The sequence below is a fragment of the Gemmatimonadota bacterium genome, from assembly GCA_009835325.1.
Taxonomy (GTDB): Bacteria; JAAXHH01; JAAXHH01; order JAAXHH01; family JAAXHH01; genus JAAXHH01.
Window position 1 is genome coordinate 20,102 of record VXWP01000038.1, and the last position, 24,242, is coordinate 44,343.

The window sequence follows — 24,242 nt, forward strand, 5'->3', positions numbered from 1 at the left end:
ATTGCCTGACCGTTTGGTCCCCTGACGTCCTTACAAGAAATGTCGCAGGCTTACCGAAACCGGAATTTGACCCGGAGGTCGATTCCATTCTGGGGAAGTTCGCCCGATTGATCGGAAAATGTCTCGATATACAAGTAGTCGGTCAATTGGTAACCGACCCGCAGCGAGTATTCCGAAGATTGGAACAATCGAGTAAAGCTGACCCGGGCACGCCGGTTGATCCGCTTGCTGAGGGTAAGTTGAACCGGCGATCCGGCTTGAATGGCGCTGTTCATCGAGAAAGGATCGCCCTCGACCTGGACTTCGTCGAGATTCAACAAGGCCTCTGCGAGTGCTTCACCGGTCATCATAAAGGCCCTGTTTCGCATACCGGCGTATTCATCGGGCGTACCCAGGCTGGTTAGTCCGGCCGTGCCGAAAGTCAGCAGGGAGACGACCTCGGGACCGTAGATTACCTCGGGGCCGGCAAGCGACCGGGAACCCGACGCCAGAATCTCCGTCGCGTTGTCGTCGCGCGGCGCCGCACGCAGCTGGGGTGTCACCGTGGAGACCGGTCCGGACGCGAGCAGTTCCACTTCGTAATAGGTATCGTGAATGTCGCGCACGCGGGGCGCCCAGGCCTGAATGTTCAGGACCGGGTCGAGCTGCGCCACCGGGTACTCGATCAACGCGGTGAAGCTCTCCAACGGTACGCGTCTGGTCAGGTCGATCCGTCCGGTTTCCAGTTCGAACGTGGCGCCCAGGTACCTGATCACGCCGTCTTCCTCGGCGACTGCGTTTCCGGTCACCAGGGGATTCTGCACCGTGTTGCCAAGGGCCACTCCGCCCTCGACGGTCAGTTGGGCGATATTGTTCTCGACGGCCAGATCGGTCACGTCCACGGCTACGTCCAGCGCGATACTCTCCAGGAATGGGTCCGGCGTGTCTTGCGGACGTATGATCGCGTTGTCGAGGAGCAATTCGCCTATATCCAGCGAATGCGTGACCACTCCGGTCACGACGATCGGATCGGCTACATTGTAAATCCGTGAAAGTTCCCTGTTGCCGGTCCAGGCAAGCGATCCGTCGATTATGAGCATGGCCGAACCGAGCCGTTCCACTTCAGCCTGGCTGAAATCGGCATAGGCTTCGATTTGGGAGAAGGACAGATTGTCCGTCAAGAGGTCGCCGGAAACCCGGACCGTGCCGTCCCCGGCGCGGAACGCTGCGGGCTTCAGCTCGAAGGCGCCTCCGTCGACGTCGACCCGGAGTACGTCTGTCCGGAACATCGGTTCGAACTCACGGAACCGCAACGCCGCATCCCGAACGGTGACCTGTCCGACCGACCGGGGTGAAGCGGGCGATCCTCCGATGGACAGGCGGATGTCGGCCTTCCCCTCGATGCGTTCGAGGTCGTACACGACGCCACTCAGGAAAGACAGGTCGATGTCGTCTCCTTCGACGGTCAAAGCGATATCCTCCACACCGGTCGCGTCGCCGGTCCTTTCAATACGGGCCGGGTCATAAGGTATGGTGCCGTGGGCGGTTATGGTATCGTCGCCTTTGCGAATCCTCAGGTCCCGGATGGCGATTTCCCCGCCGCCATACACCATGTGGGCGGAGAGGCTGTCCAGGGAGGCCTGATTGTAACTCGGTCGATCCATGGAAACGCGGGCGTCCATGACCCGGGCGGAGGCCGGACCGGTGACTTCGATCCGGGTATTCACGTTACCGCCCAGGGGAAGGTCGAGATTCGCCAGTGCCATGACGGCGTCCATCCTGATCTGCTCACCCTGGATGACGAGGTCGGACGCGCCCGCCTCCGTTCCGCCATCGACGTACGCCAGGCGGCCGCCCATCGTAAGCCGGCCCCGCTCGTCATCGGGTTGGTTGATTCGGCGAATCGTGGCGGACATGGAATCCATATGGATGTGGGCCCCGTCGAAATGCAGCCTGACGGGTTCCGTGTTCACCAGCTCGTTCTGGAGACCGAACAGTTTCAGCGAATCCAGCGCCATGACCCCGTTGACGTCGCTGCGGTCCCGGACCGAACCGTTCACGTCGATCCTGCCCCGGATGTACCCGTCCAGATCGGCGGGAACCACCTCGAAGAACTCCCGCAGGGGCGCCACGGCCAGGTTGTCCACGACCATGGACGCCGTGTATCTCTCGCCGGACGGAAGCGGCTCCGGTTGAACCTCCGGCGCCCATCGCAGATCGACCGGATAGACAAGATCGATCTCCGATCGTCCCAACGGGCTCTGCACGGATAGCATGGGAACCCGCAACAACCGGTCTTCGTAAAGCGCCGTAGCGGCCACCGTGCCAAGCAGGTTTGTTCTGTTTCCTGTTGCATAACTCACGTTCGACACGGTCAGCAGGCTGTTCATCCTGGGATCCTCCGGAGTGCCCCCCAGGGAGATCACGCCGTCCATGGCGCCGCTGAACGTGCCGGCCGACACCAGGAAAGGCGAGAAGAACTCCAGCTGCACGCCTTCCAGGACAGTTTCAAGGTCGACCGGTCCGTCCGCGGCGAGACTCGCCGTACCGTCGACCGTTATGCGGCCGAAATCGCCCGCCAGTCTGAATTCGTCCACGGTAATGACCTGGTTCTCCAGCTTCACGGTGGAGGGGGCCTCGGAATGCAGTATCCGGTCGTTCATCAATACATCCAGCGAATCGAGGGAGACCGTTATGGTGGAAAGGTCCGGATACCCGGCCAGTCCCACGGCGTTTACGCTCCCGCTGAACGTACCGGTGCCGCCTTCGATCGGTCTCTTGGAGAGTATGGAGAGCAGCGGAGACAGTGAAGTCTGCAGCAGATCGACCCGCAGATCGTAGGGGTACTGCCCGGTCAATTCGAGGGATCCTTCCGCGTGTACGGTGGGACCCGGCACCCTGGTCAGGGTGAATGCCAGGCGGTCCGTGTCGATCGTCATTTCCAGATCGGTGTCGCCCAGGTCTTCGTTCTGAATCGACAGATTCTTAACGGAGCCCATCCCCGTTACGGAGGGCTGTTGAAGGGTACCGGCAATATCGCCCCGCATACGCAGGATGGCATCCAGCCCCCACCAGGATTCGCTTTGGAGGTAGTCCGCAAGCCTGAGGTCATGCACGTTGAAGTATCCGGAAACAGCCTGGTCCCCGGCCAGGTTCGTCCTGGCGCGGAGTTCCAGCCTGTCCAGCACGGCATTGACCGTCAGGTTGCGCCGTTCGTCCAGAAACCCTTCGACTTTCGTTTCGCCGAGGAGGACATCGCCATAGGCCAGGCCGCTGAGCCAGCCACCCAACCGCACGTTCGGCCGCCGGAGCGTGCCCAGCAGGTAGAGATCCAGGTCGCCCGAACCTCGGAGATTTGCGAAGTCCAGCGGCGGGGGAAGCTGTCCGACGTCATGCACGTCGACCGAACCGGTCAGTTGGATGTTCCCGTCCGTACCGAGATGTCCCTCGGTGTTAACCTGGAATGACGCTTCCCGAAGGTCGGTCCGCAGCAGGCCGCGACGGTACGCGGCCGTCGCCGTTACCTCCCGCAACGGCAGGCCGCTTATGCTCACCAGGGCGGAAGTAGCGTTCAGATCGGCCCTGCGGGGCGCATCGTCGAAGCCGTCGCCTTCCATTTCGAAGGCCAATTCCACCTCGCCCTCCAGTTCGCTCCCGGCGCCGACGAGGACCGTCGGTAACGCGGGAAGCGCGATCCCGGGGGACTCCAGCTGCAGGCGGTATCCGGTAGATTCACCGCTGAAATCGAGCAGGCCCCTTCCCGATATCCATCCGGCCTCATGCCGGCCCCGGAACCGGTTGACCGTGAGCACGTCCCGCGCATAGGCCATATCCAACGCGGCCAGGTTGAACGCACCGTATTCCGATCGTACCACCGGCGACGCGAACCTGGCCTCGATGGCCGGATCGGACAGGCCGTTGCGCAGCGACCCGGTCATGGTGAAGGTCCCTGGCATGGTGTTTTCGAAACCGATGATCCTCAGTATGGCGCCGACTTGTCCGTTCGCGGCGAAATCCAGCGTGGCCGGGTTCTCGTCCGCGGTCGATATCTCGCCGGTCACGTGGTATCTGATCAGGGGGCCGTGGGCGGATTCCATGATCAGGTCGTGAACCGTAAGGTCGTCCCCTTCGAAGTACACGTCCGCGCGCATATTCGTTGCCGCGTCTTCATAACCTGCAATACGGTAAGCCACGTGTCCCGCGTCGATCTCGCCTTCCACCGTGAACGGCCGGAGCACGGAGCCGATGAAACCGACTTCCCCGGCGCTCACCGCCGTGGAATCCCCGGGATCGAAATAACGGAACGTGCCATTCCGGATCCGCAGGTCGCGCAGATCGAAGGGCAGGCCGGACGTTCCCTCGTCCGCTTCCCCGTCCTGCACCGCTTCCCCGTCCTGCACCGATGCCCCGTCCTGCGCCGCTTCCCCGTCCTGCGCCGGGCCTCCAAACAGCAGATCCAGGGAATTCATCCCGCTGCCGGCGGCGTCTTCGATGTAGGCCATGCGGAATCCGTCGATCCCGACGCTGTAGAGCGGCGCATCGCCCACTGCGGCGTCCCAGACGTTGAAGTCTATCCTGATTTCGTCCGCACCCGCGACCTCACCGCCACCATGGACGTCCGCCAGGCGCAAGGATACGCCCCGCATCGCCAGGTGCGTCCGCAAGCCGGTTTCGACACGCTCGATCGTTACCTGCCCGTTGATCCGGTCCTGAACGTTCCGCACCACGGCGCGGCGGATCTGGTCATTGCCCCAGCCGGTTCCCAGCAGGACGAGGACGCCCAGGCTTGCCGCCAGCGTCAACGCGGCGAGCAGGCCCAGTCCCATGGTCCATATGTTCAGCCGTAGTTTCATCGTGCCATACCGAGAGTGAAATCTCAATCGAACAGCTTGTGGACGAAACGGGTCCTCAGCGCCCTGGCCGCCCATTCCATGTTCCGCTCAATGTCCCGCCGCAGCTGCGCGTCCGGTCCCGCGCCGTCTCCCTCCTCGTACCCCAGGCGGCGGGCAAGGAAAAGAAACTCCTGGGAAGACCAATCCGGAAGGACCAGGTCCCGGGCGTTGCCGCGCACCATCCGAAGGGCGTTGATCAGCCTGACGAGGAACCGGTATGCCCGGTCCAGCATGCCGCGCTCTTCGTCTGAAAGGAATCCGGTCCGGTTGAGCGTCTCCATGGCCTCCAGCGTGTTCGGCCCGCGTACGGAGGGGTTTTCGGCACCGTAGAGAATCTGCATATCCTGCACGAAATACTCGATGTCGATCAGGCCGCCGTAACTGTATTTAACGTTTATGGCGCCGGTTTCGACCAGTTCGTCGTTCTGCCGCTCGCGAAGATGGGCCCACGACCTGCCGTCGACCGGGGCTTCGTGGTATACGAATGCGTCGCGGGCGTCCTCGACGTTACCACCCAGGACCGGATCGCCGCCGATGGCGCGCAGCTTGATCAGCGCATGACGCTCGTAGGGCAGGGCGCCGCCCTTTTCGTTGAAATACGCGTTGAACTTCTCCAGGGACGAGGCCAGGGCCCCTTTTTCGCCGTAGGGCCGGAGCCGGAGGTCGATCTCGAACAAACCTTCTCTCCGGGACTCGATGGTGCTGCAGATCATGCGCACGAGCCGCTCGTAGTACTCCGAATTCAACACGACGTGGGGGCCGCTTGTACTGCCCTGTCCGGCATAGATGAACATCAGTTCAATGTCCGAGGCCCAGCCCAGTTCCCGGCCGCCGCACTTCCCCAGCGCGCAGATGCTGAAGACGCAGGGCTCGCCGGAGGGCAGCGTGGGCTCGCCGTATTGCCGTCGCTGCTCCTGGTCGCAGATGTCGTACGCAGATTCGAGGACCACCTCCGCCAGCGTGGTGAGTTCGCGGGAAAAGGCCTGTATGTCCTGTTTCTTCTCCAGGATCTGGCGCATGCTGATCCGGAGCATCTCCTTGTCCTTGTACCTGTTCAGCAACTCCTTGCGGCGGGCGTAACTCCCGACCTTCGACAACCGCGCGGCCAGTTCGCCTTCCATCTGCTCCCGCGACCTTACGATACCGACTACCCTGATGTCCTGCAGCACAGGGAACAGGTTTTTGTACTGCATCCTGAGAAAGTCCTTCCACAGGAAATCGCTCGTGCCGAAGAGTGTCGCCATCGCGCTGATCACTTCCTGTTTCTCCAGCTGGTCGAACATCTCCTCCATCGCCCGGCCGGGCGGTACGTTGGACAGGACCTGGTCAATCAACTGGTTGAAGTGTTCCAGGGCCTGGGCGGGATTCGGCGCCCGGGTCAGCAGATGGGTAAACTGCTTGATGAGGGTGATCACGAACCGCAGTTCATGGAGTTTCCTCGGGTCGGTAATCTTGCCTCCGCGCCGGTCGGTCACCTCGAGCGTGTCCTGCACCTCGACGCCGGCGGCCGCAATGTCGATCCTTCGTATGTTGATGTCGCGCAGTGCCAAGGCGGTCGAAAGAGCGTACAGGAACGCGGGGGTGTCCTGGCCCGTGATGTCCAGGCGGGTCGCTCCGGTCCCGGTTTCGTTGTCGATCGCCACGCGCACCGGGAACATGGAGGAGCGCTCCGCGTCCTCTTCGTGACGGAGGTAGTCCACGACGCGCTCGTTGATCCTTCGTTGCAGCGCCCCCGCACTGTTCATCCGCAGGCTGTGCATGGCATCCTTGATTTCCCGTTTAATGGCGGACCAGTCCGGAGGCGCCTCCGACGGCGCGCCCACACGGAAGACATCCACGATTTTACGCTGCGTCCTCAGCGACGCCGAGGTGATCTCCGGCGGTGCGGCCGGCGTTCCCGGACGTACACGACGGCGGCGGCGCGGCCGCAGGGACCGTTTGCGCGCATCAACCGCCGGCGCCGCGTCGGCGTAGGTGAACACGTCTCCCCGCCGTATGCTCAGTCCATTAGACGCCAGAAGGCCCGAAAGGATCGAGATTACCGTCAGGTTGTCGAAAGCCACGACAGTTAGCCGCCACGTGGCATCGTCCAGGGGCTCCACGTCGATCTCCGCGGCGCTGTCCGGTCCCAGCCGGCTGATCATTTCGATGTGCTGGCGAACCACTCCGGGCTCGTAACGCTCGAAGTAGGCCGGCTCCATCCGGTCGAGATGATCCCGGATCAGCATATCCGGCAGATCGGTGCCCTTAAGCTGCTCCGAAAGTTCCATGTAAGGGATCGTATTCGTCATGCCGAGGTTCCGGTGTTTATAGTCAAGGGCATAAAACGCCTATCATACATAATACATCCAACTTTCCGTAAACACAACCACGTAACACATTTAGGTACACGCGCCCGGGCGTGCGCGTGCGTACGAGACCGGGCGGGACAGGGCAGAACCAGGCGCACGGCTGCAATAAACTTGCGGATTGTCCACTTTTTTCTTGACAGTCCCACGAAAGATTTTATTATTCGATGGCATATTTGATAAGCCAAACTTTTTATTGTGTCGGCAACACGATGGTTGCCATAACGAATCGGACAGTGAGATGGATGTCTGGAGAGAGTTCGAGCACAACGAGATTACGCACAGCGGCGCGCACTACCTGATGACGGTCCAGCAGTTAATCGAAGAACAGGGATATGCGCGGGTTTCAGACGTGGCCCGGGAAATGCACATCACACCCGGCAGCGCGTCGATCATGATCAAGTCGCTCCGTGAGAAGGGATACCTCGAAGAGGACAGGAACCGGTTTCTCCGGCTGTCGGACGAGGGAAACCGGCTGGCGCAGTCGGTATGGTCGCACCGCCAGATCCTCATCGCCTTTCTCAAGGGCGTCCTGCATATCGACGCGGAACAGGCGGAGATCGACGCGTGCAAGATCGAGCACCTGATCAGCACGAAGACGGGAGAACGGCTGCTGCTTTTCCTGCAGTTCCTCCTGTCGGACGATCCCCACGGCAAGGCGTTCCTCAAGTCCTACTGGGACGCCAACGTGCTGACGATCTGCGATTTCGATACCTGCGCGGTGTGCGAGGAAGTGGGCGAATGCCTGGTCATCCGATCGGAGTCGGCGTGAGGGAAGTGGAAGCATTCGGTGTCCTGGCGGCGGCTCACGCGTCGTCAGAAAACGTAAAGGGACTATCGCAACATGGCCCGGCAAGCCCGGCGATAGTCCCTGGCAGGACAGGTGATAATGTCCCTGAGGGCGGTACGGACGTACGCGACCCTCTTGTTCTTTAATATATATTGGCCGCTCGAAAGGGTCAATGTATTACTCGAAAGGATTTCGTTAGATGTACTGTCGTATACTGGTCGCCGTGATCGGCCTGATGATCCTCCCCAGCGTGCTGTTCGCGCAGGACGACACGAAGGATGAATCCGAGGAAATCAAGCGACGGATCGATGCGCTTGCCCAGGAGATCGAACAGCTGAAACTGGGCGAAGCTCTCGTGGATGCCAATCAAAGCCGATTCGGCTTCGGTCCCGCGGCTTCCAAGATCTACCAGACCGAGCGCGGCGTTTCCATCGGCGGTTACGGCGAGGCCGTGTATTTCAATTACGCCGGCGAAAAGGACGACGGCTCGAGCGGCAAGGCGGACGTGACCGACCTGTTGCGCGCCATCGTGTACGTCGGGTACAAGTTCGACAGCAAATGGCTCCTCAACACCGAGTTCGAGTTCGAACACGGCTCGACGGGCGCGGGCGGCAGCGTCTCGGCCGAGTTTATCCACCTGGAGTATACTCACAGCCCCGCCTTCAACATGCGTTTCGGCCTGTTGCTCGTCCCCATGGGACTGGTCAACGAACTGCACGAACCGACGGTCTACATGGGCGCGAACCGGCCGGACGTCGAGAAAGCCATCATGCCCAGCACCTGGCGGGAGAACGGGTTGGGCATCTACGGCGACACGGGTACGGTTTCCTACAGGGCCTATATCGTCAACGGTCTTAGAGGCTCCAAGTTCTCATCCGGCGGTCTGCGCGGCGGCCGGCAGAAAGGCGGCAGAGCGGTAAGCGACCATTTCGCGCTGGTCGGAAGGGCGGACGTCACGCCGCGGCCCGGGGTTCTCTTCGGCGGGTCATTCTACTATGGTAATTCGGGCCAGGATCTGGCACGCGAAAACGCCAATGTCAAGGTCCCGACGGGCATCTACGAAGGCCATGTCGACATTCGCCATTCAGGCCTGTGGTTCAGCGCCCTCGCCGCCTACGCGAAATTGGGTGACGTGGCGGCGTTGAACGATGCGCTCGGCTATACCGGTAACGGTTCCGTGGGTGAAACGTTGAATGGATTCTACGTCCAGGCAGGATACGACCTGCTGCACCGCTCCAGCTACGTCGGCCAATCCTTCATGCCATACCTGCGGTACGAGCGCGTGAACACGCAGGCCTCCGTGCCATCGGGTTACACATCGAACCCGGCAAACGACAAGGGCAGTATTACGTTCGGCGCCGCCTATCAGCCCGAACCCAGGATCGTGTTCAAGGTGGACTACAAGAACAACACCAACGAGGCGGACTCGGGACTCGATCAGTTCAACCTACAAGTCGGATACGTCTTCTAGTTCATGACCATCAGCCTTTTACTCATACCCTGGTTGGCCCTGCTGCCCGAAAACCGGCCGGATCCCGTGCGCGTCGAGCGTCATCTGACCCTGATGGGTACTACCCTGGTGATCTCGGTCGAGGCCGGGGACCGGCGCGCGGCGATGGTAGCCAGCGAGAAAGCACTGGAAGCACTGCATCGGGCTGAGCGAAGGCTGTCGACCTGGACGAACGATTCCGAACTGGCCCGATTGAACGAAGCCGAGGTGGGGCGGACGGTGAGCCTGTCCCCCGAACTGGCCGCGGATCTGACCGTTGCCCGGGGGTGGTGGATCGCGACTGGCGGCGCTTTCGATCCCGGAATCGGGACGCTCACCGAGATATGGGGCCTGCGCAGCGGCGGGAAGATGCCGACCCGCGCGTTGCTCGATCGGGTTGGGGACTTGCCGGGGTTGGAGGCGCTGGATATGGACGGGCCTACCGCCGCCCGGCGGCATCCCGACCTGCGCATCGACGAGGGGGGATTCGGTAAAGGCGCCGGCCTGGACGACGCGGTACGAAAGCTGACAGAGACGGATGCGACGTCCGCCATGATCAACCTGGGCGGGCAGGTGGCGCTTTACGGCTCCGGCAGATCCGTTCGTTTCGATGTGGCGGATCCATCGGACCGGCAACAGGTCGCGCTGACGCTCACCATCGACCGGGGAGCGCTGGCCACATCGGGGAACAGCGAGAGAGGTCTCGTGATCGGCGATCGAACCTACAGCCATATCCTTGACCCGAAAAGCGGAATGCCCGTACCGGATTTCGGTTCGCTGACCGTGTGGGCCGATGACGCCTTGGCGGCGGACTGCCTTTCGACCGGCCTTTACGTGCTCGGACCGGAAAAGGCCCTGGACTGGGCGGCGGAACGCGACGGGATAGAAGTACTCGTGCTTGAATCTTCCGATGACGGTATGTACGCCCGCGCGACAACCGGATTCAGGGGCCGAATCGATTCAGGAGGACCGGATGTCGTCCTGTCCTTCCGTTAATTCCAAGCCGTCGTGGCCGGTCCTGCTGCAGGCAATGCGGTTCAGCCCATGGCTGCTTGCGACTGCTGTACTGATTACGTTACCGGCCCCTGCTTCTGCCAACGTTTACCTGTCCGTAGGCGAAGCGCTCGAAATGGCGTTTCCGGAATGCGAAATCGAGCGGCGGACGATTTACCTGACGGAGCAGCAGAAAACCGATGCCGGCGGAATGGCACGGGTGGAACTGAACAGTGTAATCATTTACCCCTACGTGGCGTTGAAGGGAGGCCGAATCGCCGGAGTCGCATACTTCGACAGCCATATCGTGCGTACGCTGGGGGAAACGATCATGGTGGCCATCGACCCGGACGACAGGGTAAGCCGCGTCGAACTGCTGGTGTTCAATGAACCACCGGAGTACATACCTCCGGAGGCCTGGTATCGGTTGTTCCCGGGCCAGCGGCTGGATGACCGCCTCGCCGTGAACCGGGGAATACGCGGCATCCTGGGCGCAACCTTAACGACGCGCAGCACCACCGACGCGGTGCGGCGCATGCTGGCGATTCATCATGTTATCAAGGATCAACTGGGACATTGAGCAGGATCGAAGTATGGTTCGTACATATCTCGACGATCCTGGTCGGGGTTACCGGAGTGGCTTACGCCGTCATGAGATACCTCATGGAACCCGCGGATGCCTACTCCGTGGTCAACCACCCATGGCAGCCCGGCGTGCAGTATCTTCATATCGTGGTCGCCCCGTTCGCAGTGTTCGCCATCGGGCTGATCTGGAAGAACCATGTCTACGACCACTATCGGCGCGGATTGACGACCGGGCGGCGCAGTGGGATAAGCATGATGCTGACGATGGTTCCCATGGTCGTATCGGGGTACCTGATCCAGGTGTCGGTCGGCGAGACCTGGCGCGTAATCTGGATCGTCGTTCATTGCATCGCATCTTTCCTCTGGATAACCGGTTACCTCGTGCATCAGGTAATCCATCTACGCAAAAAGGGGGCACTGCCTATCCGAAAAACACCTTTGCGTTCCGTAGCGAGTACCGGCATCGGACCTTCTGACGCGAGATAACCCATGCAATCCGAACAATTTACCAGTACACAAGCGAATACGATTTGCCTGGATGAGTTGAAACCGGGCGAGAAAGCGACGATCAGGCAGATCAAAGGCACGGCGGGGGAAGAAGTTCACCTGATGGAACTGGGACTGTTACCCGGGACAACCGTCGAAATGATCAAACGCGCACCTATGGGCGATCCGATCGAGATACGCGTTCGGAGATACCATCTGTCCATACGATGCGCGGAGGCCCGTTCGGTCATGGTGGAAAGAGAATGATGGTTAATGGCTGAAGTTTCGGATACATATACGGCGCGTGAATCCGTAATCGACGTACTCCTCGTCGGCAATCCGAATACGGGCAAGACTTCCGTATTCAATTCGTTGACCGGGCTTCGTCAGAAAACGGGCAACTATCCCGGCGTGACCGTGGAGAAAAAGACGGGCAACGTGACGGGGCCGGACGGCGGCACGCTTCGGCTGCACGACATGCCGGGGATGTACAGCCTTACCCCGAAGTCCCTCGACGATTCCATCGCCCGGGAGGTGCTGATCGGGGAAGCGGACGAGGACCTGGACATCCGCCTCATCGTGGTCGTGGCGGACGCTTCGAACCTCAACCGGAACCTCTACCTGGTCACCCAGCTCATAGACCTCGGCATCCCCGTCGTCGTGGCCATGAATATGATGGACAACGCCGTCAGCAGCGGCGTACACATCGATCTCGACGCGCTATCCGATCAGCTCCAGGTCCCCATCGTGCCCGTCGTCGCTTCCCGTCAGCAAGGCATAGACGAATTACGGAAGATGATGTTCGACCAAATCGGTCCGGTGGGACCAGATACGCCCGCACCCGGGTCGACCGAAGCAGCCGGGACCGGTTCGACGGGGTCGGTGCCGTCCTCGGTTTCCTTCGCCGAACGGTTTCCTCGGAGACGGCTGCTGGGCGGCCTCCTCGACGAGGCGCTCGCCCCCGCGGCGGCGTGGTTCGGGGAACATACGAACCTGAACGAGGTGGCGCAGACCTCGGAAGCGTTGCGCGTGACTTCGAGCGACCAGGCGCTGCAGACTTGGATGGAAGGCCGACAGGACCCCTCCTGCAAGGAAGACCTGAAACGCATCGTGGAACAGACACGGGGCAGGCTGGACGAGTTGCAGGTTCCGTGGCGGATGCTGGAGACCATCCTGCGGTATGACCAGATCGACGATCTCTATTCTCGGGTGGTGCGGGAGGACCGGGACGCACAGGCCAGCCTGAGCGTCCGGCTGGACCGCGCGTTCACCCACCGGATTGCCGGTCCGGTCATCGTCCTGGCCGTGTTCGCGCTGGTCTTCCAGTCCATATTCTCCTGGGCAGAAGCGCCCATGACGCTCATTGAGGAGGGGATCGCCGCCCTGGGCGCCTTCGTCTACCAGTTCCTGCCCGCCGGCATGCTGCGGGACCTGCTCGTGGACGGCGTCATCGCCGGCGTGGGCGCCGTGCTCGTCTTTCTCCCGCAGATCCTCTTCCTCTTCTTTTTCCTTGCGCTGCTTGAAGACACGGGCTACATGGCCCGCGTCGCCTTCATCATGGACCGGTTCATGAAGAGCATGGGCCTGTCCGGCCACTCGGTCATGCCGCTGCTTTCGTCCTTTGCCTGTGCGATTCCCGGCATCATGGCGACCCGTACGATCAAGAACTGGAAGGACCGCCTCATCACCATCATGATCGCGCCGCTGATGAGCTGCAGCGCCCGCCTGCCCGTGTACATCCTGCTGATCGGCGCTTTCTTTCCGTCCATGACGATCCTGGGCGTGTTCACGCTGCAGGGGCTCATGCTGTTTTCCATGTATATTTTCGGGATCGTCGTCGCTATCGGCGCCGCGCTGGTGTTCAAGCGGTTATTCATGAAGGACGCCGTCCCCACGAGTTTCGTCATGGAACTGCCGCCCTACCGGCGGCCCTCCCTGAAGTGGGTCCTGCTGCAGATGTACGAGCGGGCAAAAGTCTTCGTGACGGAGGCGGGCCAGATCATCCTGGCCATATCGGTCGTCCTCTGGTTCCTGGCGTCCTATCCGCAACCCGACGACTACGATTCCATGACTTCCCGGTCGCGCATACAGCAAAGCTACGCCGGCGAACTCGGCCAGTTGATCGAACCGGCCATCGAGCCGCTCGGGTTCGATTGGAAAGTGGGCATTGGACTGATCACCTCCTTTGTCGCCCGGGAAGTGCTGGTCAGCACCATGGCCACGATCTACAACGTGGAGGAGGCCGATGAGACCTCGGTCGATCTGAGATCCTCGCTTCGAAGCGAGGTGGATCCCGAAACGGGCGATCGGGTCTATACGCCGCTGGTCGCCGTATCGCTCATGGTGTTTTTCGCGCTGGCCTGCCAGTGCATGGCCACGGTCGCCATCGTGAAACGGGAGACCAACGGTTGGAAATGGCCCATCGTCATGGTCCTGTACATGACGGCCCTGGCCTACGTGGGGTCCCTGGTCGTCTACCAGGGGGGATTGCTCCTGGGGTACGGATAACCGCCGTCGGACCTCCTGGCAGTCGTCGGACCGCCTGGCAGCCGTCGGACCACTTGGCTTTTAGCCCGTCCGACATTATCTTGCTATCATGGACCTTCAAACCCTGATCGTCGCCATAGTCGTGGGGGTCGCGGCCGCGTTTGTCTTGCGCACTTTCACCCGGCAGTTCACCTCCCGGGACCGGAAGGGATGCGGGAGCTGCGCTCACGGCGGCTCGTTGCTGACCGGACAGACCAGGCAGTCCAGGCAGTCCAGCGCATCGCGTGACGACGAGCTGATCCAGGTAGAGCCGATCCAGGTGGAGGAGTCAATCCGGGAGTAGCTTTCGCCTTAGAGGCAACGGTCGACATCTAATCACATGTCCGTATTCAATACGATCCGTAACAGACGGTCGATTTACGAATTCAAGCCGGAACCGGTCCCTCGGGAAGTGATCGCCCGCGTGCTCGAGACCGCCGTGTGGGCGCCGAACCACAAGCTGACGGAACCCTGGCGCTTCCTGGTCGTCACCGGGAAAACCAAGGAGACCCTGGCGAACATCTACTGCAGGATCCAGCGGGAGAAGACGAAGACGGACGATTCCGGCATCCTGCGGAAGGCCACGGAAAAGGGCTATGCCAAGATCATGTCCAAGCCCGTGATCATCGGCGTGGCCTGCAAGAAGGACGCGGACGCCTTTCGCGCCCGGGAGGATTACGCGGCAACCTGCTGCGCCATACACAATATCGCCCTGGCCGCCTGGGAAGAGGGCATCGGGATGCAGTGGAGCACGGGAGGGCTGATACGGGATCCCGATACGCTGGAGCTGCTGAAGATCGACGATCGGGAAGAAGAGATCGTCGGGTTCCTCTACACTGGCTATCCCGCGCAGGTCCCAGCCCAGAAGAGAGTGCCCGCCGCCGAACGGACCGAGTGGTTCGCCTGACCGACCGGTCAACCCGTCCCGCCAACCTGTCCAAGTCAACCTGTCCAAGTCAACCTCGAAACAGCCTGGAGACGCCATGTCCGTAGTTTCCGAAGAACGATTCGCCTCGGGATTCCTGTGGGATGACTACATGGGGAACAGCGAGAAGAATCTCGAACGATTCCATGATAATTACGACAGATTTACTTTGGAAGGGGAGGACGCCGGTTTCTTCGCCGCCGTCGAGACGCCCGTGAAGGTGCTGATCCTCGCTGAAGACTGGTGCGGCGACGTGGTGCAGAGCCTCCCGCCCATCGTCCGCATGCTGGAGGGCAGCCCGTCCATCACGTACCGCATCTTCCGCCGGGACGAGAACCTCGATATCATGGACCGGTATCTCACCGACGGTTCGAAGGCCATTCCCTACCTGGTCTTCATGGACGCCGGCCGGAACGAGCTGGCCCGGTGGGGACCGCGTCCCGAGGCGTGCCAGGCGATCATGCGGGACAACAAGGGCAGGATCCCCATGGAGGAAATCTACCCGCGTATACGCACCTGGTACCGGCAGAACGGTAACGGTCCCCTCGTCACGGAGATCCGGGACGTCCTCGAAGGGATCACGTAGCCCTTCCATGGCCACCACCATTACGGAAATCAAGCACAACCCGGGCAAGCCCGACCAGTCCTTCCAGTGCGGCCTGCTGCACCACGGCGGCAGCCGCATGGTCATCTCCTACCGGTCCGACCGGCCGTACAGCCAGGGTGACATCCGGATCCCTGCCGGCACGTTGACATTGGCGTATTACGAAGAGGGGCTTCCGTACATCCTTTGGAAGATGATCGGACCCGACGGCCGTCTCGTCGGGCATTACGTGCACCTGTGCGACGGGGTGCGGATCGGACCGGACCGCGTGGAATACGACGACCAGTTGCTGGACCTGTGGTTCTACCCTGACGGCGGCTGCCGCGTGCTGGATGAGGACGAGCTTCAGCAGGCCAGCGACGCCGGACTGATCGACGGGCAGACGGCGAATCGCATCAGGACGTCCGCCGCGGAAGTCCAGCGCGGCATACACCGGATCATGAGGGATTTCGACGCATTGCTCGACCGCCTCGGCATCGAATCGCATTCGGAATACGCTTGACACGGACCGGATTCAGCCTTAGATTTTACTTACGGGAAACGTGGCGAAAGCGTTGCCTGACCGGACAGTCGGAACAGGCCGGCGAATCGCACCGTACAAGCATCGACCTTCCAATATATGCCATCATTGAAAAACACGGTTACGCAACGCCTGTCGGCCAAGGGCATCGATCCCCTCGCGCTCTACGGCCAGTTTGACTCCAGGCTGCGCGCCATCGAAAGCGAATTCGACGCCAAAATCACCGCCCGGGGCGAAGAGGTCGTGATAACGGGCAAGGCGGAAGAGGTAAGGCAGATCACCCGTGTGCTGCGCGAAATGATAAAGTCCGTCCAGCAGGGTCGGGCCAAGGAAGTGGATGACATCATCCGGGCAACGCGTACCGGGACGAAAAGCGGCGAGGATCAGGGATCGGATTACGGCGATTCCATCGACGTGCTCTCCCGGCGGGAACGGATCCGGGCTCGGAGTCCCAATCAGCAGAAGTACGTGGACCAGGTTCGCAAGTGCGATATCGTCTTCTCCATCGGACCCGCGGGCACGGGGAAGACCTACCTGGCCGTCGCCATGGCCATCTCGGCCCTCCGCCATGGGGAAGTCGACCGGATCGTGCTGGCGCGGCCGGCCGTTGAAGCGGGAGAGAGTCTCGGCTTTCTGCCCGGAGACCCGCGGGAAAAAGTGGACCCGTACCTGAAGCCGCTCTACGACGCGCTGCACGACATGATCCCGAACCACAAGGCCGGGCGGCTCATCGAAGACGGGACCATAGAGATCATCGCCATGGCGTACATGCGCGGCCGTACGCTGAACAACGCCTTTGTCATACTCGACGAGGCCCAGAACACGACGACGGCGCAGATGAAGATGTTCCTGACCCGCCTGGGCGCGAACTCCAAGGCGATCATCACGGGGGACATCACCCAGATCGACTTGCCCGAGGAAAAGGTTTCCGGACTGGTACACGTGCAGGAAGTGCTCGCGGACATTCGCGGGATCTCCTTTGTATACCTGACGGAGACGGACGTGGTCAGGCACCGGCTCGTCCAGGACATCATCAAGGCCTATGAACGCCATGAAAACCCGTAATTCCACCCGCGACGACACTTGAATATTGAAATCGAGACCGTCCTGCCCGCGCCGGACATCCCGCGCGAGGCGCTATGGACCGCAGTCTGCCGGGTACTCCGGGGCGAAGGCCGGGACCATGCGGCCGTGACCGTGGTACTGGTCGATGACCCCTATATCCGGAAGTTGAATCACAAGTACCGCCATCTGGATCGCGCGACGGACGTGCTGTCGTTCGGCATGGACGACGATCCCGGTTCCGAAGGGGAAACCCTGGGCGACGTTTACGTATCCGTCGACCGGGCCCGGGAACAGGCCGCCCGTCATCACGTGTCCCTGGACGACGAGTTGCATCGGCTCGTGGTCCATGGGTGCCTGCACCTGCTGGGATATGACCACCACACCGCTTCACAGCGCAAAGTGATGCGGGAGAAGGAGCGGGTCTATTCGGCGGATGCGGCGGTCAGGTTCGGCCGGGCCGACCAGGCCGACCAGGCTGACCAGGCTGACCGCGGGATTCCGGAAGGTCAAGTGGGAGAAAAATGTTGTGGATGACGACGTTCCTCTATTGATCGAATGGCTTGTCCTCATTGGATGCACCCTCTACGCCATGCTCCTGACCGGAGCGGAATCCGCGTTTTCCAGCCTGCCCAAAACCACGCTCCAGGAACTCAAGGCCGCCCACGAGGGCGGACAGTCCAGCCGGGTTACCCGGTGGCTGGACAACCAGGAACGCCTTTTCACCACCCTGCTGATCGGGAAGATCATCACCACGGCCGGCGTCGTGATCTCCGTGGTGGCGCTGTTCCTGACCCCGCCGCTCACCGACTGGTTCGGTTCGACGCTGACGCTGACCCTTTTCGGACTGTTCGCCATCGGGCTCCTGCTTGTGCTCATCGAATGGCTGCCGAGACTGCTCGTATCGCACTACTCCGATCCGACCGTCCGCGTCTCCGCCGTGCTCGTGCTCATCAGCTACTGGCTGTTCTGGCCGCTGATCACGCCGCTGCTGCTCGTCAACCGGCGCATGGCACGCGGGGGGCTCTTCAGCAGCGGACGCAATCCATACTGGCTCGACGACGAATTGCACCGGGTGCTCGAACTGGAAGAAACCCACGAACTGAAACCGGACGACAAGGAGATGATTAGCAGCATCATCGAAATGCACGACACCAACGTGCGCGAGGTGATGGTCCCGAGAGTGGACATGGTGTGCGCCGAACGATCCAGGCCCATTCCGGAACTGCTGGAGCTCATCCGCGAGATGGGACACTCCCGGATTCCGATTTACGGCGATTCCGTCGACGATATCGTGGGCGTCGTCTACGCCAAGGACCTGCTCCAGTTGAGCGAAGACCCGGAAGGGGAGAAGGATCTGGACGGGCTGCTTCGCCCGCCCTACGTCGTGCCGGAGACCAAGAAAGCCGCCGAGCTGCTGAAAGAGTTCCAGCAGGAGAAGATCCACCTGGCCATCGTCGTGGATGAACACGGGACCACCGCGGGCCTGGTGACCCTGGAGGACCTGCTCGAAGAAATCGTCGGCGAGATTCAGGACGAGTACGACGACGAGGACCCCATGTACGAGGCGACGCCCGACGGCTCTTACATCGTCCACGCCCGGCTCAACATCGATACGCTGAACGACATCCTGGACCTCGATATCACGCCGGACGGGTTCGAAACTGTCGGCGGGCTGATCTTCAATGAGCTCGGCCGGGTGCCCGAACCCGGAGAGGATGTGCCGTTCCCGAACGCCCGGATCGTGGTGCGCGAAGTCGAAGGCCAACGCATCATCAAGGCGGAGGTGACCCGGCTGCATCCTCCGTCCGAGGATGACGGCGACGGTGAGATGGAGGACCGCGTTGCCTAACCCGCCTGGCCCGCCTGGCCCGGACCGTCCGGACCGCCCGGACCGCCCCAACATCATCCTCATCATGACGGACCAGCAGCGCATCGACACGATCCGCGGCTGGGACCAACCCCACATGATCACCCCGGCCCACGACCGGCTGGTCGCCGAAGGGGTTTCCTTCCGGCAGGCCTATTGTCCGGGCGCCACCTGCGTGGCCTCGCGGGCTGCCATCTTCACCGGCATGTACCCCCACAACACGGGCGTCTACAGTTTCCAGCCCTGGGGACGCCACCGCAACTGGGTGCAGGACCTGGCGGAAAACGGCTACTGGTGTGCCAGCATCGGCAAGATGCACTTCATGCCCCGGGACATCCCCGGCGGCTTCCACGAGCGGGTCGTCGTCGAGAACCCGACCGGCATGAGTCTGGCCGGCGGCGGCGCGGACGACGACTGGGGCCGGTACATGACCTTCCACGGCGTGGAGCGGCCCAACGACCGCCACCTGACGGACCCCCACTGGTGGACCAAACTGCAGGGCGTGCCGTGGCACGAGGAGGAGCGCTTCCACAGCGACGTCTTCATCGGCAACTCGGCGCTCAACTGGATCCGCAGCCACCGCGGCGACAAGCCCTTCTTCCTCGAAATCGGATTCACAGGTCCCCACGAACCCTGGGATCCCCTCCCCCGTCACCTGAGCCTGTACGACGATGTCGAGATACCCATGCCGGTAACCCGGGAGAACGAACTGGCGGAAAAACCGCCCCAGCAGGAAGCGCTGAAGAAGATGTTCTCCACGGCCGGCCACGAATCCGGCATCAACATGTACCTGGCCAACGACGAACGCATCGACCGCATGCGCCGTCACTACTACGCCAAGGTGACCACGGTGGACGAGAAGATGGGAGAGATCCTGGACGCCCTGGAGGAACGGGGCTACCTGGAAAACACCCTGGTCATCTTCTGCTCGGACCACGGCGAGAACCTGGGCGACCACGCCCTGGCCTACAAGTGGCTGATGTACGACACCATCACCCACATCCCGCTCATCATCCGATACCCGGACCGCCGGCGCCGGGGCGACCACGTAAGCAACCTGGTTTCTCTCATGGACCTCGGTCCCACCATCCTCGAGGCGGCCGGCGTACCGGTCCCCACCTACCTGGAAGGGCGGTCCTTGCTGCCCTATGCCGACCCGGACGCATCCGTCACGCCGCGTGACTACGTCTTCTGCGAGGACAACTACCAGATCATGATGCGCGGCCCGGCCCACAAGATGGTTTATTACATCGGCCAGGAGGAGGGCGAGCTATACGACCTGGAGGCCGATCCCGGAGAGTTGTGGAACCGGTGGGACGACGATGCGTATGCCGGGATCAAGGCGAAGATGAAGGAAGACCTGCTGGAATGGCTGGCGGCCAGCAACTACTGGCAAGCCGGCTACAAGCGGGACCGCTCCGCGCACTATAACGTGCGCTGGCCCACCGGGGACAACGTCAACCTGCAGGGGCCGGCCGCGGAAGACGCGGAGAAGCCGGGGTTGTAGGTGCGGTTTTCGAATTGCACTGTTTCCATTCGCAACTAAATCACCACAACTTAGTCTAAGGGTTAAGTCCCTGATCATGTGGTCGATGGGCCTCGCTTCGGTATTCGGAACGGTCCGTCAGTACCCTTTCTTCCAGCTCACCCGATCCATCCAGATAGTAACGCGAGATCATGCGCAGAAAGTAGGGTAATACCCTATTGATGGCGGTGTTTCTTTCTGGTTTGTTATCGGTCGAATAGTGCTTGGGATCGTTTGTAAGGTTTATTCTGGGTGACCCTATGTATCCTGTGCTGACCACGCTTGCCGCTACGGCCGTGTTTCCGGTGTTGTTGACTGGTTGTGCCGAGGAAAGAACGCTCGTTTTCGACGATGTTTTCCGGGAAGAATCCCGAATTGTGTTGGATTCGAGCGACGAGTTTCTTATCGGACCTCTGCCCCGAATAGGAACGGTAACGCCGGACGGCGATATCATCATACTGGATGTCACCCCGCGTGTAGGGATCTACGACCGGACCGGGACCGGCAAGGGAAGGATCGGCGGGCCGGGCGACGGTCCGGGCGAGTACCGTTATCCGGTCTCGATGACCTCTTTCAATGATGGGTTGTACCTGTATGACCGAACGCTGTCCCGAATATCGCGTTATGACAGGACATTCCGTTTCGTCAGCTCCATGCCGGTATCGGAGCACCTGGATGAAATCAGTTACTCAGACAATGGCCGGCTATTCGGTTACTGGTCCACCCATCCCACGGAACTGGTATGCGAACTGGACGATGAGGGCCAGCTTTCTCGAAGGTTCGTGCTTCAATCTGAAAACTACAATGAAGCGTCCAGATCATCGGGCGGAGGATTGGTCATATCGGAGGGATTCCTCTACACCATATCGCCTTACGAGTACACCCTTTCGCAGTATACGCTGGATGGCGTCCTTGTCGACTCAGTCCAGGGCCGGTCGGCGCACTATGTCCCACCGCCTGATCAATTCGACGTACGTATCTTGAACGACATTCCCCGTCTTAACGAGTACCATGACCAATGGAGCCATATCCTTCAGATCCTGCGGATCGGCGACCGTGGCCTTGCGGTGGTGTTTGCTGTACCCGGCTATTCGCGCGCGTTCCTTGCCCTCTACGATTTGGATCTCAACCCGATTGCGGAAGATATCCAGTTGCCGGATTACACGAGGGCGCCCGGTACGCTGTTCTCTCGCGGCGACCGGCTCTACATGCTGGTGGAACCGTCGGATGACCAGGCGAATCCATCGGTGGCTGTCTACACCTTGAGACGGTCTCTCGACGATCTGTAACTACGTTTCTCAACCACTTTCCTGGTCGAGGTAAGGCGCTTCGCGGCTTGACAGAAATGTTTGAAAACGGTAACGATTCGATGGTTCCCGGTTTTTTTTGGTCCGATCCTCTTTCAATGGTCCGATCCTCAAGGACGAATACCTGTGAAGATTCGAGTAACAACCTTCGCTGTATTGGTTGCGGTCGTCGTGACCTTTGCAGCCTGCCTGAGTGCGTGTACTGCAGATCCCGGTGAGGAGGCCGCTCAGGAAACTGCCGATGGGGCTGCCGAAGTCAATCCATCTGAGAACACCGTGCAGCCCTTCCCGGTCGAAGCCGTGGTGGTGAGCCCCCGCACACTGACCCGTTCGATCGTCGCATCGGGCCGGCTCACAGCCATCCGGCGCACCAAGTTGAGTACCGGCGTTTCGGGCAAGGCATTGGAAGTCCTGGTGCGCGAGGGCGATCGCGTCACGGAGGGCGACCTGCTGCTGCGCCTGGACGAAGCGCCGTTCAAACTGAGTGTCGAGAAAGCGGAAGCGGATCTGCTGGACAAGCGGATCGACTATGCCGTGTACGTCATGGATACTACCGCCGTACTGAACTCGGACACGACCTGGGTGGTACGTGAACGCGAAGCACTGGAAAAGGCTCGTCAGGCATTTGAGCTTGGCGAAATCGATGACGGGAAACTGAAGTCGGCGCAAAGGAACCTGGATGCCGCGGAGTTACTCAGTGGATCGCAGCTGGATCTCCTAGCGCTGAACACGGGACTCATCCTGGCCGAAGTAGAGCATGCCCGTGTGCAGTGGGAACTCCAGCAGACCTCCGTCCATGCTCCGTTTTCAGGCATCATCGCAGAAAGACTGGTAGAGGAAGGTCAACAGGTCAGTTCGGGCGAGACCTGTTTCGAATTGATCGACATCTCCAGGGTACGCGTCAGGGCTGCCGTGCTGGAAAGTGACCTGGGCGCCGTCGGCGTCGGTCACGGGATACGCATCAGCGTCACCACGTGGCCCGGCGAGTTCTTCGAAGGCAGGATATCCCGTATACACCCCACCGTCGACGAAGAGAGCGGGACGGCCATCGTCGAAGCGGAACTCGCCAATCCGGGAGGACGGCTCAAGCCCGGCATGTTCGCCGAGGTGCTTATCGAGGGTACTTCATACGAAAACCGGATCGCCGTGCCGGACGAGGCCATCGTCAGCCGCGACGAACGCACGCTGGTGTTTGTCATTCAAGGTGGAAGGGCGCAGTGGTCCTACGTCACTTTAGGGCAGGAAGGCGACGCCTGGAGGGAGGTGACTTCCGGGGTCAGCGAAGGCGACACGGTGGCCGTCACCGGCAACATCACCCTGGCCCACGACGTCCCGGTCCGGGTGCGGTTGAGGGAATGATGCGGCTTGCCAATGCACGTGTGTTCCTGAAGAAAGTGTATTCCTGAAGAAAGGCGATATCGTTTTGAAAATGCTTATCTCCGTCGTATCAACAATTGTTTTCACGGCTGCTTCAGGTACGGCAGATGCCCAGCCATTCGCATTCGAGAAAGTCAGTGCAATCCCGCTTCAACTTGGAGATGAGTTTGTCGGACTAATCTCAGATCTGATTCAGGACACGGACGGACGGTACTACCTGACGGACTGGCAGCAGCATTCCGTTTGGATTTGTGACTCGGAAGGCAAACTGATCCGACGTGTCGGGCGGGAGGGAGCCGGTCCCGGCGAGTTGCAGCATCCCACCGGAACCGCTGTATTTGAAGACAAGATTATCGTGCTGGATACCGGAAACGGCCGGGTAATGATATTCAAGAAGGATGGTACACATTTAAACGACTTCAGATTGGACTTCCTCCCAATGACATCAGGGATCCTGGTGAGCAAGGATGGCCGGATCGCGGTCAATTCTCTCTGGGAGCCAACACTCTTCACGGTTTACGATATGGATGGCGGCATCATTGGCAGCCGAGGTGAAAGAGTGCCGGACCAGGCGGTTGGTTATACCATTGGTGATCAGCATTTCAGCCAGACACCGGACGGCCATATTCTGTACTCCACGGTCAAGGAATATCCCGTTTACAGAATGCAGTGGGACGGAACTGTTATAGCAACTTACGAAGCCGATTCCCCGGGTTACGGCAAGCTCACCTATCCGCCCGGTGCCATGTTTATAAACCACAAGGAGATCATGAAAATCTGGACGCCCATACTGCGAGCCCTCGTTGTCTCTGATCACGTACTCACGCAGCGAAAGAAGGAAAACGTCGAGAGCGACGGAACTATTGACTACTTCGGCGATCTCTTCACTATGGCCGGCGAACCTGTTCAGCTTGCGATCGAACTTCCCATGCAATTCTATGCCGCTGATGGCAATCTCCTCTCC

At 60.8% G+C, this 24,242-nt stretch carries 20 protein-coding genes; 18 read left to right on the top strand and 2 right to left on the bottom strand.

Annotated elements, in window-relative coordinates:
• Positions 1–50: 50 nt before the first annotated feature.
• Both F4Z81_04410 and F4Z81_04415 read right to left on the bottom strand, forming a co-directional pair.
• Positions 51–4,832: a hypothetical protein gene (locus F4Z81_04410; GenBank protein ID MXW04296.1), complete on the bottom strand. Its 4,782-nt coding sequence runs from the start codon at positions 4,830–4,832 to the stop codon at positions 51–53.
• A 23-nt stretch (positions 4,833–4,855) separates the two neighbouring features.
• Positions 4,856–7,162 carry a hypothetical protein gene (locus F4Z81_04415; GenBank protein ID MXW04297.1) on the bottom strand — a complete coding sequence of 769 codons (2,307 nt, stop codon included), beginning with the start codon at positions 7,160–7,162 and terminating at the stop codon, positions 4,856–4,858.
• 298 nt (positions 7,163–7,460) lie between these two features.
• Between F4Z81_04415 and F4Z81_04420 the strand changes: the two genes are divergently transcribed.
• The 18 genes from F4Z81_04420 to F4Z81_04505 form a co-directional block, all read left to right on the top strand.
• Positions 7,461–7,991 (top strand): metal-dependent transcriptional regulator, encoded by a 531-nt coding sequence (locus F4Z81_04420; GenBank protein ID MXW04298.1) that lies wholly within the window; start codon positions 7,461–7,463, stop codon positions 7,989–7,991.
• A gap of 217 nt (positions 7,992–8,208) precedes the next feature.
• Positions 8,209–9,480, top strand: a complete 1,272-nt coding sequence (locus tag F4Z81_04425) for a hypothetical protein (GenBank protein MXW04299.1) — start codon at positions 8,209–8,211, stop codon at positions 9,478–9,480.
• A 3-nt stretch (positions 9,481–9,483) separates the two neighbouring features.
• Positions 9,484–10,494 (top strand): FAD:protein FMN transferase, encoded by a 1,011-nt coding sequence (locus F4Z81_04430; protein ID MXW04300.1) that lies wholly within the window; start codon positions 9,484–9,486, stop codon positions 10,492–10,494.
• A gap of 133 nt (positions 10,495–10,627) precedes the next feature.
• Positions 10,628–11,071, top strand: coding sequence for an FMN-binding protein (locus F4Z81_04435; protein MXW04301.1), 444 nt, complete (start codon positions 10,628–10,630; stop codon positions 11,069–11,071).
• Positions 11,068–11,562 (top strand): hypothetical protein, encoded by a 495-nt coding sequence (locus F4Z81_04440; GenBank protein MXW04302.1) that lies wholly within the window; start codon positions 11,068–11,070, stop codon positions 11,560–11,562. The genes F4Z81_04435 and F4Z81_04440 overlap by 4 nt, the downstream gene beginning before the upstream one ends.
• A gap of 3 nt (positions 11,563–11,565) precedes the next feature.
• The gene (locus F4Z81_04445; protein MXW04303.1) at positions 11,566–11,829 is read left to right on the top strand and encodes a ferrous iron transport protein A; all 264 of its coding nucleotides are present in this window, start codon (positions 11,566–11,568) and stop codon (positions 11,827–11,829) included.
• A 6-nt stretch (positions 11,830–11,835) separates the two neighbouring features.
• Positions 11,836–14,070, top strand: a complete 2,235-nt coding sequence (gene feoB, locus F4Z81_04450; protein ID MXW04304.1) for a ferrous iron transport protein B — start codon at positions 11,836–11,838, stop codon at positions 14,068–14,070.
• 88 nt (positions 14,071–14,158) lie between these two features.
• Entirely contained in the window at positions 14,159–14,392 is a 234-nt protein-coding gene (locus F4Z81_04455) for a FeoB-associated Cys-rich membrane protein (GenBank protein ID MXW04305.1), read from the top strand.
• A gap of 36 nt (positions 14,393–14,428) precedes the next feature.
• Positions 14,429–14,995: a nitroreductase gene (locus tag F4Z81_04460; GenBank protein ID MXW04306.1), complete on the top strand. Its 567-nt coding sequence runs from the start codon at positions 14,429–14,431 to the stop codon at positions 14,993–14,995.
• 76 nt (positions 14,996–15,071) lie between these two features.
• Positions 15,072–15,599 carry a thioredoxin family protein gene (locus F4Z81_04465; GenBank protein ID MXW04307.1) on the top strand — a complete coding sequence of 176 codons (528 nt, stop codon included), beginning with the start codon at positions 15,072–15,074 and terminating at the stop codon, positions 15,597–15,599.
• 7 nt (positions 15,600–15,606) lie between these two features.
• Positions 15,607–16,119, top strand: a complete 513-nt coding sequence (locus F4Z81_04470) for a DUF402 domain-containing protein (GenBank protein MXW04308.1) — start codon at positions 15,607–15,609, stop codon at positions 16,117–16,119.
• Positions 16,120–16,236: 117 nt separating this feature from the next.
• A complete protein-coding gene (locus F4Z81_04475) occupies positions 16,237–17,202 on the top strand; it encodes a PhoH family protein (protein ID MXW04309.1) in 966 nt (321 codons plus the stop codon).
• Between the two features lie 18 nt (positions 17,203–17,220).
• Positions 17,221–17,736 (top strand): rRNA maturation RNase YbeY, encoded by a 516-nt coding sequence (gene ybeY, locus F4Z81_04480; GenBank protein MXW04310.1) that lies wholly within the window; start codon positions 17,221–17,223, stop codon positions 17,734–17,736.
• Entirely contained in the window at positions 17,636–19,051 is a 1,416-nt protein-coding gene (locus F4Z81_04485) for an HlyC/CorC family transporter (protein ID MXW04311.1), read from the top strand. Before ybeY ends, F4Z81_04485 begins: the two co-directional genes overlap by 101 nt.
• Positions 19,014–20,576: a sulfatase-like hydrolase/transferase gene (locus F4Z81_04490; protein ID MXW04312.1), complete on the top strand. Its 1,563-nt coding sequence runs from the start codon at positions 19,014–19,016 to the stop codon at positions 20,574–20,576. Before F4Z81_04485 ends, F4Z81_04490 begins: the two co-directional genes overlap by 38 nt.
• 278 nt (positions 20,577–20,854) lie before the next feature.
• Entirely contained in the window at positions 20,855–21,883 is a 1,029-nt protein-coding gene (locus F4Z81_04495; GenBank protein MXW04313.1) for a 6-bladed beta-propeller, read from the top strand.
• Positions 21,884–21,943: 60 nt separating this feature from the next.
• Positions 21,944–23,260: an efflux RND transporter periplasmic adaptor subunit gene (locus tag F4Z81_04500; GenBank protein MXW04314.1), complete on the top strand. Its 1,317-nt coding sequence runs from the start codon at positions 21,944–21,946 to the stop codon at positions 23,258–23,260.
• A 64-nt stretch (positions 23,261–23,324) separates the two neighbouring features.
• Positions 23,325–24,242 (top strand): 6-bladed beta-propeller (locus F4Z81_04505; GenBank protein ID MXW04315.1); only part of this gene is annotated, 918 nt, incomplete at its 3' end.